This is a genomic window from Sphingobacteriaceae bacterium, from assembly GCA_016715905.1.
Taxonomy (GTDB): Bacteria; Bacteroidota; Bacteroidia; order B-17B0; family Aurantibacillaceae; genus Aurantibacillus.
On the sequence record JADJXI010000004.1, the window covers coordinates 39,559 to 53,228 of the forward strand.

Annotated in this window: 12 protein-coding genes; 11 read left to right on the top strand and 1 reads right to left on the bottom strand. The window is 34.2% G+C overall.

The features are described 5' to 3' along the window. Window positions 1-87 precede the first annotated feature (87 nt). The 10 genes from IPM51_04445 to IPM51_04490 all read left to right on the top strand — a co-directional run bounded on the left by IPM51_04445 (window position 88) and on the right by IPM51_04490 (window position 11,413). Window positions 88-1,329, top strand: a complete 1,242-nt coding sequence (locus tag IPM51_04445; protein ID MBK9283551.1) for an insulinase family protein — start codon at window positions 88-90, stop codon at window positions 1,327-1,329. Further along, entirely contained in the window at window positions 1,326-2,276 is a 951-nt protein-coding gene (locus tag IPM51_04450; protein MBK9283552.1) for an adenylyltransferase/cytidyltransferase family protein, read from the top strand. The genes IPM51_04445 and IPM51_04450 overlap by 4 nt, the downstream gene beginning before the upstream one ends. 6 nt (window positions 2,277-2,282) lie before the next feature. Beyond that, window positions 2,283-4,160, top strand: coding sequence for a hypothetical protein (locus IPM51_04455; protein MBK9283553.1), 1,878 nt, complete (start codon window positions 2,283-2,285; stop codon window positions 4,158-4,160). Next, window positions 4,160-5,437: an insulinase family protein gene (locus tag IPM51_04460; GenBank protein ID MBK9283554.1), complete on the top strand. Its 1,278-nt coding sequence runs from the start codon at window positions 4,160-4,162 to the stop codon at window positions 5,435-5,437. The genes IPM51_04455 and IPM51_04460 overlap by 1 nt, the downstream gene beginning before the upstream one ends. 155 nt (window positions 5,438-5,592) lie before the next feature. Continuing rightward, entirely contained in the window at window positions 5,593-6,033 is a 441-nt protein-coding gene (locus IPM51_04465; GenBank protein ID MBK9283555.1) for a T9SS type A sorting domain-containing protein, read from the top strand. Window positions 6,034-6,189: 156 nt separating this feature from the next. Continuing rightward, complete coding sequence (locus IPM51_04470; GenBank protein ID MBK9283556.1) at window positions 6,190-7,830, top strand: gliding motility-associated C-terminal domain-containing protein; 1,641 nt, start codon at window positions 6,190-6,192, stop codon at window positions 7,828-7,830. Between the two features lie 330 nt (window positions 7,831-8,160). Continuing rightward, on the top strand, window positions 8,161-9,144 hold the full coding sequence (locus IPM51_04475; GenBank protein ID MBK9283557.1) for a pyruvate dehydrogenase complex E1 component subunit beta: 984 nt from the start codon (window positions 8,161-8,163) through the stop codon (window positions 9,142-9,144). A gap of 2 nt (window positions 9,145-9,146) precedes the next feature. Then, on the top strand, window positions 9,147-9,731 hold the full coding sequence (locus IPM51_04480; protein ID MBK9283558.1) for a tRNA-(ms[2]io[6]A)-hydroxylase: 585 nt from the start codon (window positions 9,147-9,149) through the stop codon (window positions 9,729-9,731). A 1-nt stretch (window position 9,732) separates the two neighbouring features. Further along, window positions 9,733-10,881 (top strand): glycosyltransferase family 4 protein, encoded by a 1,149-nt coding sequence (locus tag IPM51_04485; protein ID MBK9283559.1) that lies wholly within the window; start codon window positions 9,733-9,735, stop codon window positions 10,879-10,881. Window positions 10,882-10,924: 43 nt separating this feature from the next. Then, window positions 10,925-11,413 (top strand): hypothetical protein, encoded by a 489-nt coding sequence (locus tag IPM51_04490; protein MBK9283560.1) that lies wholly within the window; start codon window positions 10,925-10,927, stop codon window positions 11,411-11,413. A gap of 42 nt (window positions 11,414-11,455) precedes the next feature. Here the strand turns inward: IPM51_04490 and IPM51_04495 are convergent, their stop codons facing one another. Continuing rightward, complete coding sequence (locus tag IPM51_04495; protein MBK9283561.1) at window positions 11,456-12,496, bottom strand: PD40 domain-containing protein; 1,041 nt, start codon at window positions 12,494-12,496, stop codon at window positions 11,456-11,458. 116 nt (window positions 12,497-12,612) lie between these two features. Between IPM51_04495 and IPM51_04500 the strand changes: the two genes are divergently transcribed. Next, window positions 12,613-13,668 (top strand): efflux RND transporter periplasmic adaptor subunit, encoded by a 1,056-nt coding sequence (locus tag IPM51_04500; GenBank protein ID MBK9283562.1) that lies wholly within the window; start codon window positions 12,613-12,615, stop codon window positions 13,666-13,668. Window positions 13,669-13,670 lie beyond the last annotated feature (2 nt).

A 13,670-nucleotide genomic window follows, 5' to 3' on the forward strand; every position in this document is an offset into this window, starting at 1 on the left:
AAGCTTCCTGCTTTAATAAGTGCTATTTCGCTTTTATTAGTTTAATTATTACCAATAAAACCGTATTTTTATATGCATATTTCCGGTATGATTCAGTTCCATAAATTTAAATTAAAAAACAATCTTACTGTGATTGTTCATGAAGATGAAAGTACGCCCATGGCTTGCGTAAATATCCTTTACGATGTGGGTGCACGCGATGAGTCGGAAGAAAAAACAGGTTTTGCGCATTTGTTTGAACATTTAATGTTTGGCGGTAGCATTAACATTCCGAATTACGACGAGCCCTTACAAAATGTGGGTGGCGAAAATAATGCCTTTACCACAAATGATATAACTAATTATTACTGTACCGTTCCTGCTGAAAATTTGGAAACCGCTTTTTGGCTGGAAAGTGATCGTATGTTAAGCCTGGCCTTTACCGATAAGAGTTTAGAAGTGCAACGGAGTGTGGTTATAGAAGAATTTAAACAGCGATATTTGAATCAACCTTACGGTGATGTATGGTTGCTTTTACGTCCTTTGGCTTATGAAAAACATCCTTATAAATGGGCAACTATTGGTAAAGAAATAAAACACATTGAAGATGCAAGAATGAGCGATGTGAAAGATTTTTTTAAAAAACATTATACTCCTTCAAATGCAATTATGGTTGTTGCCGGAAAAGTTAAACTCGAACAAGTAAAACAATTGTGTGAAAAATGGTTTGAGCCAATTCCCTCCGGCGAAAAACCAAAAAGAGATTTACCGGTTGAACCTAAACAAGAAAAAGAACGAGCACTTACTGTAGAGCGTGATGTGCCGGCTACTGCAATTTATAAAACATACCACATGTGTTCGCGCCGGGATAAGGAATATCATACTATTGATGTTATTTCTGATATATTAAGCAGAGGAAATTCTTCCCGACTTTATAAAAGTCTGGTTAAAGAAAAACAACTTTTTTCTGAAATCAATGCCTATGTGATGGGAGATTTTGATGAAGGTTTGTTTGTGGTAAGCGGGAAATTACCGGATGGAGTTGATGTAAAATCGGCTGAACTTGGAATTACCGAAGAGTTAAATAAAATCGCTACTGAAAAAATTGATGACAAAGAATTGAGAAAGTGTAAAAATAAAGTTGAATCTACTTTAATTTTTAGTGAAACGGATGTGTTAACAAAAGCCACCAATTTAGCAATTGCCGAATTGTTAGGTGACGCAAATGAAGTTAATACCGAAATCGATAAATACGAAGCTGTTACTGCTGAAGGCATTTTAGAACAAGCTAAATTATTATTCAACGAAAAAAATTGTAGTACGCTTTATTATTTGGCTAAACAAAAATGAATAAGTCAGAAATAATCCATAAACTGCAAACGCTAAAGTTTGATACCACCGTTCTTCAACGGTATGAAGAGAAACACAGGCACTATCACACCGTTGCTCATGTAAGTGCTGTTATTGATTATTTGATAAAATCAAACCAATTAAATGATGAGTTATTTTTAGCCGCTGTATATCACGATGCGATTTATGATCCTAAACAAAATAATAATGAAGATTTGTCAGCTGAATTATTTAGTAAGGATGCCGAGGCCGCTAAACTAGACGAAAAAACCATTGCGAAAATTGTACAAATTATTCGTGATACTAAAACACATAAGGCATCATTTAAAGAGTCAGAAATATTTATAGAAGCTGATTTATCTATTTTTAAATCTTCTTTTGCCGACTTAATGAATTACGAACATCAGATTTTCAAAGAATTTCAGTTTGTGGATTATCGGGAGTATAAACCTAAAAGACTGGAAGTACTGCGTAAATTTAATACGGATGGAAAACTGGACTTACTTATTGAATATGTAAGTAATCGTAAACCTCTAATCGGCGTTTTTTGCGGTAGTTTTAATCCTTTTCATAAAGGACATTACAATGTGCTGGAAAAGGCTGAGCGAATTTTTGATAAGGTAATAATTGCATTTGGTAAAAACCCGGATAAACAAGAGCGTAGATGGCCTATCCCAAAAATAATTCAATATCATCAGATGGAAGAGTATAACGGATTGATGACTGATTTTGTGGAGACACTTGGAACAGAAGTAGTGGTAGTGAGAGGTCTCCGGAATTCAACTGATTTTCAGTACGAACAAAATCAATATCGCTACATTCAGGAATTAATGCCCGGCATTCGTATCATTAATATTTTTTGCGATAAGGAGTTTGAACACATCAGTTCGTCCGGTATCAGAACATTAGAAAAATACAATAAACACCATTCTTATCTGCTCGAATAATTCTGTATGATTCAAAAGAACTTTAATAAATTGTATTGGTTACTGGCATTTATTGTGTTTGTCATCATTTGTCTGCGCGCTTTTTTTATTCCCTTTAGTCATGATGAGGCTTCTACTTTCTTCTTTTACATTCAAAGCGATAATTTTTTACCCTATCAGGCGCACGTTTATACCAACAATCATATTTTAAATAGTGCACTGGCCAATTTATGTTATCACATTGCAGGTTCGCATCGTTTTGTGCTGCGTTTGCCCAATGTTTTTGCTTTCGTTTTATTGGCCATCGGACTTTATCGGAACTTTAAATACATGAAAACAACGCAGGCTAAACTGGTTGTTACTGCACTTTTTTTCTTATCCATTAATTTCCTCGATTTTTTTCAATTGTGTAGGGGTTACGGAATTTCTATGGGCTTAATGCTTTTGGGTCTTTCTTACCTAATTGATTATTTCTCCGAGGTGAAATTTAAAAGTTTAGTTCTTTTTACGGTGTTTTGGCAATTGGCCCTTGCAGCTAATATGATTTTAGTGGCCGTAATTTTAGTTTTACTTTGTTATTTATTTGTTTTTCAATACAAGAAAAAAGCAGAAGATGGAAAGCGCGAAATTTTTACGCGCAGAAATATTATTCTCCAACTGATTAATTTTGGAATTTTAGTTTTCTGGATTCGTTTTTCTTTTTTCTATAAAGATAAGGGCGTGTTGGATTATGGAGTAGGGGATAGTTACTGGCTAGTAACCTTTCAATCACTGATCGAATTGGTTTTCGGTTCTAAAGATATTTGGTTTCAGGTGATTGTAGCTTCTGTTTATTTAGTTGTATTTATTTTCTTAATGATAGATATTTGGAGAGACTCCTTTTATATCCGTGATTTATTTAAACCCGATTTATTTTATTCTTTCACTTTTTTATTATTGGTAGGTGCTTTTTTCATGCAAAAGAAATTGTTGGGTGTAAATTATCCCGAAGACCGAACCGGTTTGTTTTTCTTTTTGTTTTTTGGAATGGCATTGGCTTTCACTTTAGATAAAAGACCTTCAACCTATGGGAAAATCGCAGCTGTGACTATTACAATTGCCAGTTTAACTTTTTTCACAATTCGATTTAATTTGAGTGATTTTAATACCTGGCTATATCATACCATGCCTAAAAACATATATGATAAATTGGTATCAGAATACGAAAAAGATTATAAATTATTTACCTTGGGAGGTCACCGTGTGCGAGAAATGAATTATGCCTTCGCCAATTACAGGGGAGAATCTGTGCTCAATGCCATGGATAATTCGGAAGAAATGCAAATGAATTGTGATTATTATTACGCGCAAAAAAGAGAAAAAGCTTTTTACGAACCCTATTACGAAGAAATTGCAGAGGATAAACAATGGGACCGGGTTTTATTAAAGCGAAAAGAAAAAATTGAACACATTCCTATTTTTGAAACCTTTAATTCAATAACGGTATCGGGTGATGGTGAATTTTATGATTTCAAACGTTTGCCGGATACGACTTTTCAATCACATAACCCCATAGAAATTGAAGCCGAATTGTTATTTGAAGAAGTTCCTAAACCATTTAATGCTTTTTTTGTGGTGAGTTTAAATAATGGTAAAAATGAAACCGTTCATTATAAACGCTCACCTTTAAATTGGTTGGCAGATGATTTAAATGCTAAAACAAAGTATTTCAAATTAACCACGGGTAATTTACCGGATACCGTCCGTTCATTTGTGGTTCACATCTGGAATATTGATAAACAACCTATCAGAGTCACTTTAAAAAGTTTAAAAATTTATCAGTTAAAAGGAAAAGGAGTTGATTTTAAAATTCCGGCTTCTTATTATCCTTTAATTGAAAAAATCACTAAAAAACCTTTGTTGTAATGTTAGATCGTAAATCGCCACCTGCTTTTAAAACCATTCATAAAATTGATGTCATTCAAGCACGACAGGAAAAACTGAAGAATGGAATTCCTCTTTTCTCCGTGAAAGCAGGGAGTCAGGAAATTACACGATTGGAATTTATTTTTAAAGCGGGTATGTTTTATCAAGCAAAACCCTTGCTGGCCTCATTTACAAATTCTTTAATGGAAACCGGAACTAAAAAATATTCTGCCAATCAATTAAGCGATGGAATAGATTTTTACGGTTCTTTTCTGGAGGCCGGAGTCGGACAGGACTATGCCAATATTACTTTGTATACCTTAAATAAATATATAAAGGAGTCTTTACACTTTGTTGAGGAAATAATTAAAAATCCGGTTTTTGATGTCAATGAATTGAAAATCCATACAACCAATAAAAAACAACGACACATTATTAATTCTGAAAAAGTAAATGTGCTGGCCCGAAGGAAATTTGCTGAATTATTATTTGGTTCAAATCACCCTTACGGTGTGCAAGTTTCATTAAACGATTATGATGTTGTGAATCGTAACGAGGTGGTTGATTTTTATACCAATCATTATTGTCCGCCTTCTTGTACTATTATGGCTTCGGGCGGACTTAATCCGGATATAAAAGAGATTTTAAATGATTTTTTTGGAGATGATTGGTCAAATGGAAAATTAGTACAATCTGCTACATCCCATACAAATACAACAACACAACAGAAACATTATATACAAAAAGAAAATGCGGTACAAAGTGCCATACGTATAGGAAGATTACTTTTTAATAAAACCCATCCCGATTTTTATCATATGCAGGTGCTGAATACCATTTTAGGCGGGTATTTCGGATCAAGATTAATGGCGAATATCAGAGAAGATAAAGGATATACCTATGGAATTGGAAGCGGTATTATGTCTCTGGTGAACTCCGGATATTTTTTCATTTCCACCGAAGTGGGCGCCGATGTTACTAATGATGCATTAAAAGAAATTTATCGAGAAATTGCTAAACTTAGAAATGAATTGGTTCCCCAAGAAGAATTAGAAACCGTAAAAAATTATATTTTGGGTCAGTTTTTAAGAAGTGTAGATGGTCCATTTGCCTTATCCGATAAATTTAAAGCCATTTGGGAATTTGGTTTAGATTATTCCTATTTCGATAACTATGTAAAAGCTATACATGCGGTTACCCCACAAGATCTGCAGGCACTTGCCAATAAATATTTAAAAGAAGAAGATTTAATTGAATGTGTGGTAGGGAAGAAATAAGAACATAAAATGATTAAATAATCTTTAATAGAATTGTGCATTTAAGTACAGAGTTTGTTAAAATATTATATTGGGTTCAAAACAAATTATTTTGATTTTCATTTCTAATCCTTCTAAAATACTTTATATTTGATATACATTAAATAAATTATTTTATGAGTAATTCAGTAGTTGCCAATTTATGTCCATATCTCGAAGGAGGTGTTGTTACACAGGCCCGTGCATTTTACAATATTATATTTGATGGTTTTTATAAGTTTAATGATAATTGTAATCAGAACATCGGTGGCAAAATTACTAAATCTGAATTACCGATAAAAGAAGAAAAAAAAATACAGGTACTGTTAAAAACCGCTTTATTTCCAAACCCTAATAACGGGAATTTCGTCATAAGCTTAAACGAAAAAGTGAAAAGCAAAATGGAAACTGTATTTATTTATGATGTTGCAGGGAAACTGGTATATGAAGATAAATTAGATACTGAAGCTTTGGATAATATGGAAGTAAGAACCACATTAGCCAATGGCAGCTATCTTGTAAAAATCAAGTTACAAGATGGAAGTTTTGATTTACACCGCTTATTAATTACTAAATAAAATGTTTGGGTTTAAAAAAACAAAAGGAACAAACTTGTTCCTTTTGTTTTTATTTATTGGATATTTAGGGTTTACTCAAATTAACTTTGTACAGAATTCAAGTTTTGAAGAAGGACCGTGCGATGGTTGGGGTTTTATTTTAGGTAAACCTAAATATTGGGACACGCTTCGAGCGGGGGGGGGGGGTATCCGGAATATTGTACGGAATGTACGACTTTTACTGGTATTGGTGTGCCATATAATGGTTATATGCCTTCTTTTCAGATTCCAAGATCCGGCAATAGATATTGTTTTTATACTTGGTATTTAAACCCATTTCCAACGCCTCCAAATGATCAAAGAGAGTATATTCAAAATGAATTAAGAGCCAATTTAAATGCAGGAAAAAATTACTGTGTTTCTTTTTATGTTAGTTTAGTGAATGAAAGCAAATATGCAATAACAAATTTAGGTGCTTACCTGGATGACGGAACTATTTTTACTAATCATTTTGGAACAAGTACTTTAACCCCGCAAATTAAAAGCCCGGATGGTGTGTTTATTACTGATACCTTAAATTGGGTTAAAATACAAGGCACTTTTATTGCGGATGGTACGGAAAAATATTTAACGCTTGGCAGTTTCAAGTTAAACGCAAATACCACCTTTACTCCGGTTTTTCCATCATCAACTCGCAATATTGCAGATTACTACGTAGATGATGTTTCGGTTATTGAAGCTGATTTACCCGCTTACGCCGGTCGTGATACCGTTTTGTGCATTGGCGATAGTGTTTTTATAGGACGTACGCCGGAGATTGGCCTTGAATGCGTATGGCACACTTCGACAAGCTCAGTGGCTATAAATAATGGAGGAGGATTTTGGGTAAAACCTGCAACTAGCCAAACCTATATTGTAACACAGGATGTTTGTGGCTTAATTAAAAAAGATACCATACAAGTACAAATAAAACCACCCTATAACGGTCCGCCCATTGGTTTAACAGCAAACAGCCCAACGGCTTGTTCTAATACAACTCTAACATTAAACATACAAAATAACCCCCCGGTATTAAACAGCTATAATTGGTTGCCATTAGGTGTGTATACCCAAACAAACAATTTTGTTGCAAATGCAGTGATAGCACAAAGCACAACATTCACTTTAAACATCAATAATTTGGGGCAAGATACTTTTTGTCCCTTTCAACGTACAGCAAGCGTAAGTGTTTCCGTTCCTGTGTTTACAGATTCCCCAACATTAATTTCAAACTTCAATCCCGTTTGTCCGGGTGATACCATTGTACTTTCGTATTTAAATTCTGCGCCTGGTAATACCGTAACATATCAATGGTTACCTGCTTCTGCCTATTCTTCAACAACAAATCTTTCCGCAAAAAGCATTACGCAAATGGGAGATACTTATTCTTTAAATATAATGAGCAGTGGTAATGCAAGTATTTGTGCCTTTACTCGTTCCCTAAGTATTTCCATTAGTGTTGCGGATACTTGTTTTAAAGAACTGATTATTCCCAATATTTTTACGCCTAATAATGATAATAGTAATGATGTGTGGAGTATTTATTTCCCGAGTGGAAGTGCCCTCAATTTTGTGGAAGTGTATGACCGTTGGGGCACCTTAATTTTTAAACGTGAAAATTTAAATTTTAAAAAACAAGGGTACACTAATATACATTGGGATGGCAGAAACAGCAGTGGTGAAGAAATGAGTTCCGGTGTTTATTTTTATGTGCTGAGTTATCAAAACCGTAACGGAGAACAATTAGTTAAAAAAGGGAATATTACTTTGATTCGATGATCGCATTGTCATCCTGAGTGCAGCGAAGGATCTATTTTCGGAATAGATCCTTCACTTCCCCTTCGATAAACTCAGGTTTCGTTCAGGATGACAACACGGAATTTGCGTGAGGGATTGAGCCTTTGTTTAAGCTCTTTTTTGCTACAATGACTGGTAAGCAAAAAAAGCGAGTGGCGAAAGCCCGACCCGTAAGGGACACGCCCAAATATTTACCTTAAATAGTAACTTCCGGCGATTAATTTATTCCCTCAAAATCAAGCACTTAAAATTAAATTTCCCATCTCATTTCGGCATTTTATGCGTATTTTTGATTGATTATTTTATAAAATTATGAGGGTAATTGAATTTAGAGAAGCCTTGCGCGAAGCCATGAGTGAAGAAATGCGCCGCGATGATAAAATATTTTTAATGGGTGAAGAAGTGGCCGAATATAACGGTGCTTATAAGGTGAGTAAGGGCATGTTGGCGGAATTTGGTGCTAAACGGGTAATTGATACGCCTATTGCCGAATTGGGTTTTGCAGGCATTGCAGTGGGTGCGGCAGCTAACGGTTTGCGACCTATAGTTGAGTTTATGACTTTTAATTTTTCATTAGTAGCCATTGATCAGGTTATTAATAGCGCTGCAAAAATGATGAGTATGAGCGGCGGTCAATATAACTGTCCCATTGTTTTTAGAGGTCCTACTGCTAGTGCCGGTATGTTAAGTTCTCAGCACTCACAAGCTTTTGAAAATTGGTACGCAAATTGTCCGGGTTTAAAAGTAGTGGTGCCCAGCAATCCATACGATGCCAAAGGATTATTGAAAAGCGCAATTAGAGATAATGATCCGGTAATATTCATGGAAAGTGAGCAAATGTATGGCGATAAAGGTGAAGTGCCTGAGGAAGAATACATCATACCCATTGGTTTAGCGGATGTGAAACGTGAAGGAACTGACGTTACCGTAGTTTCATTCGGAAAAATAATAAAAGTGGCGCTTGCCGCTGCTGTAGAATTAGAAAAAGAAGGAATTAGTGTAGAGGTTATTGATTTAAGATCGGTTCGTCCTATAGATTATGCAAGCGTTATTAAATCGGTAGAAAAAACAAATCGTTTAGTTATTGTGGAAGAAGCTTGGCCATTGGCCAGTATAAGCAGAGAGATTGCTTATAAAGTTCAAAAAGATGCATTTGATTATTTAGATGCCCCTATAAAAGCCGTTACTTGTGCTGATACGCCTTTACCCTACGCGCCAACTTTAATTGAAGCCAGTTTGCCCAACGTAAGCAGAACGGTTGCTGCCATAAAAGAAGTAATGTATATCAATCACTAAAAATGCAACTTCGTCTTCCATTGGTAAAAGCTTCTAAGCCCGAATGGATTAAAGCGGTGTTGAATAATTTTCCGGAATTTTTAATTGATCATGCTAATTGTGAGCGAAAAGCTTCGGCCTTTGCCATGAGTTTAATTGCCAAATATCCCAATAAAAAAGAAATTATTCCTCAACTTATTGAAATTGCTTTGGAAGAGCTAGAACATTTTAGAGACGTTTATCATTTAATTGAAGAAAAAGGTTTACAAATGCCTCATGAAATTCAGGAGGACCAATATGTAAAAGAACTTTTAAAATTATGTAGAAACGGAAGAGAAGATAATTTTTTAGATCGATTATTAATTGGTTCTGTGATTGAAGCCAGAGGAGCAGAACGTTTTAAAATACTTTATGAAAATATCAACGAAGCTGAATTAAAAAAGTTTTACCACGAACTTTGGGCCAGTGAAGCCAAGCACGGGGATGTATTTGTAAAAATGGCACTTCAATTTTATACAGAGGAAATCGTTTATAAAAGATTACAGGAGATAAATGAAGCGGAAGGAGCTATTGTTGATTCGCTTCCCATTAACGGATTAATGCACTAATATGAAAATTGCACTCATAACGGATGGTATTTGGCCTTATGTAATGGGAGGGATGCAAAAACATTCCTATTATCTGTGCAAATATTTAGCGAAACAAAAAATTCAGGTTACTCTTTTTCATTTTAATCAAAGCAATTTGGATATTCAAAAGCTGGATTGTTTTACTGCCGAAGAAAAAAAATACATCCACAGCATTATTGTTGATTTTCCAAATAAAGATAATTTACCCGGACATTATATTCGAAATTCAAAAAAACATGCTGCGCTTGTTTTTGACGCAATGAAAAATTCCATTTTAGAATACGATTTTATTTATACCAAAGGATTTACCGGTTGGAAACTTATTGAATTGAAATCACAGGGTAAAATAAAATGTGCTCCCATTGGCGTTAAATTTCATGGTTATGAAATGTTTCAGAAAATGCCCGGACCAAAAGCTTATTTAGATAGCTTATTGTTATTGAGAAAACCGGTTAAGTATATTTCTCGCCATGCGGATGTTGTTTTTTCCTACGGCGCTCAAATTACAGAAATAATAAAATCAATTGGGGTGAAAGAATCTCATATAATTGAAATTCCTTCAGGTGTAGAAGAGGAAATTGTTTCCGAAAAAATAATTCCCTCAACAAACAAAGTTAAATTCACTTATTTAGGGCGATATGAAAGAAGAAAGGGTATTGAAGAATTGAATAAAGCCATTCAAGGTTTGGATTTCACGAATTACGAATTTCATTTTATAGGCCCTATACCTGAAAATAAGCGATTAAAATTGCCTCAGGTTTTTTATCACGGCGAAATCAGAGATAAAAATGAATTAAAGCAGCTTTTGCTCAATTTTCATGTTTTAGTTTGTCCGAGCTGGAGTGAAGGTTTTCCAAATGTTATATTAGAAGGGATGGCTTCCGGTTTGAGTATTTTAGCAACCGATGTGGGTGCCAATCGTTTGTTGGTGAATGATGAAACCGGATTTTTGATTAAAAAGCCGAATGTCAAAATTCTTCAAAAAGAATTAAAGGAAATTGCCGATTTAGATAATTATACTTTGGACGTGAAGCGGAACAATGCTTTACGATTAATTAAACAGAAATTCACCTGGGAAAAAATAAGCCTACAGTTGTTAAATGAAATTAAAGCATGCATAAAAAAGTAGATTTTCTGTTTTACTTTCTTTTTTATTTCATAAATTTAGGATTGTGAATCAATTAATTTTTAAAAAACTCACTCTTGTAGCGGTCTTTAGCTTGCTTTTGTTTTCATGTGCTAAAGATGTAGGAAGAAACCCGGAACTTCCTTATGATGATTTGTCGCTTTTAGATAGTGCTAAAAAAACAAATTATTATTACTACAAAGGAAAAGATACAATTTATAGCGGTCAACATGGACCCCACGGTAAATTTAAATTACGTTTTAATTCAACGGCTTTTGTGGCTTTAACGGATAGTGGCCGCCTTCCTAAGAATAAAAAATTTGCCGAAGGTTCTTTTATTGTGAAAGATGTGTACAGAGATGGTAATTTGTTTTTGTATGCCTATATGTATAAAAGAAACGGAAAATGGTTGTGGGGTGAAGTGGAAACGAATGGTAATTTTCATTTCAAGATTAATGACGGAGCTACGGTTTGTTTAGGTTGTCATTCACAAGGAGGTAACCGGGATAATGCAGTTGTATTTAATTTTTATTGATTCCTTAGTTCAAACAATTAAGTACCAAAATCTAAAAACACTTTAATCCATCCAATCTGCAATAAACAAATTGGTATCTCTTGTTCCGTGATTTTTTCGGTTTGAACTAAAAATTAATTTTTTTCCATCCGGAGAAAACATCGGGAATGCATTAAACATACTTTCAAAAGTAATTTGTTCCAATCCACTTCCATCTGTATTAATTAGGTATAACTGAAAATCATAACCTTTTTGGCTATGGTGATTACTTGAAAAAATAATTTTTTGTCCCGAAGGATGAAAATAGGGAGCCCAGTTGGCTTTTCCCAAATGGGTAATTTGTTTTAAATCACTTCCGTCCACATTACACGTGTAAATTTCCATTTTTGTTGGGGCAACTAATCCCTGGCTTAAAAGTTCTTTATACTCTTTTACTTCTTCTTCTGTGCTAGGTCGTGATGATCGAAAAACCAATTTCTTACCATCGGGTGAAAAGAAAGCGCCACCATCATAACCTAAACCATTGGTAATCTGTTTTTGATTTTTCCCGTCTATATCCATAGTCCATAATTCCAAATCTCCGCTTCTGTCGCTTGTAAAAACAATTTTATCTCCTTGTGGCGAAATAGTTGCTTCAGCATCATACCCTTGTGTATTGGTTAATTGTTTTTTTATTTTTCCCTTTACATCTGCCACAAAAATATCATAGCTGTTATATACAGGCCATAAATATTTCCCTTTTATTTCAGGGATGGGCGGGCAACTATCGTTTATCAAATGTGTACTGGCATATAAAATATCTTTACCATTGGGCATAATATAACTGCAAGTGGTTCTTCCTTTTCCGGTACTCACTTTTTGTGGTTTATAATTACTATCGGCTTTTGCTTTTTCTATCTCCATTAAAAATATCTGGTCACATTGCACCCCCCAATTTTTATAATTACTTTGAAAAGAAACTTGTTTACCATTCGGACTAAAATAAGCTTCGGCATTATCGCCTCCATTAGTTAGTTTGGTTAAGTTTAATAAATGTTTTTCTTGTGAAATGCTTGTATATACGAAGGAAGACAGAAATAAGGTGAGGTATAAATATATTTTCATTTGCGGGCAAATTTAGTATTAAAAACAGGTTTATAAAATGATTTTGATGCATTTTGCATTAACATTTGTGTATTATTTATAGGTATATTTAGCTTCCAATTTTAGGTATTTTATAAATGAAAAGTTTTAAAGGTTGGTTAATTTTTGTTCTGGTATTAGGTCTTTTAGTAGGTCTGAAATGGCTTTTTTTAGGCAATGACAATGATCTGAAAAATTCCGGACCTAAAGGGAAAGGTGTTTCCGCAATTGTAGCTAATTATCAAGTGGCTAAAACCGATAGTTTAGTGATGGATATTTTCACCACCGGTAAATTAGAAGCTTTTAACCAGGTTATCATACATAGTGAGGCGTCGGGAAAAATTACCTGGATTACCGATAAAGAGGGAAAGCTAGTTCAGAAAGGCGAACGAATTGCAAAAATAAATGATAGTGAATTGCAGGCGCAATTAATTAAGTTAAAAGCCTTATTAAAATTGGCTGAAGAAAAGGCGCAACGAAATGATAAATTACTATTGATTAAAGGTGTGAGTCAGGAAGAATGTGATATTCAAAAAAGTGAAGTGGAAGTGATTAAAGCAGATGTACAGTTAATCAATGCTCAAATTGCAAAAACAGAAATAATTGCTCCGTTCGGTGGGGTTTTGGGTTTAAAAAATCTTTCTGAAGGTGCGGTTGTAAATACAAATGATATTATTGCTGAATTAGTGCAGGAAAGTCCAATGTATATTGAATTTTCAATTCCCGAGAAATATGTTACACAAATTAACGAAGGCATGAAAGTTTCTTTTAATATTGAGTCTGATAATAATTTATTATATGCTGAATTGTATGCCATTGATTCTAAAATTGATGAAGCTACACGAAGTGTGAAGGTGAGAGCAAAGTATTCTGGTAAAAATAATTTGGTAAGTGGCGCTTTTGTTAAAATAAAACTTGATCTCAAACAAATTGAAAATGCCATAATGGTGCCTACATCTTGTATTATACCGGTATTTAAAGGTCAGAAAGTATTTATTAGTAAAAACGGACTTGCTCAAGAGGTGAAAGTAATCACCGGGTTAAGAAAATCAGAATTCATTCAGATAGTTTCCGGAATTCATGCCGGCGATACTGTTTTAACTTCCGGATTAATGTCTATAAAAAATGGAATGCCGGTTAAACTAGTTGAATAAAA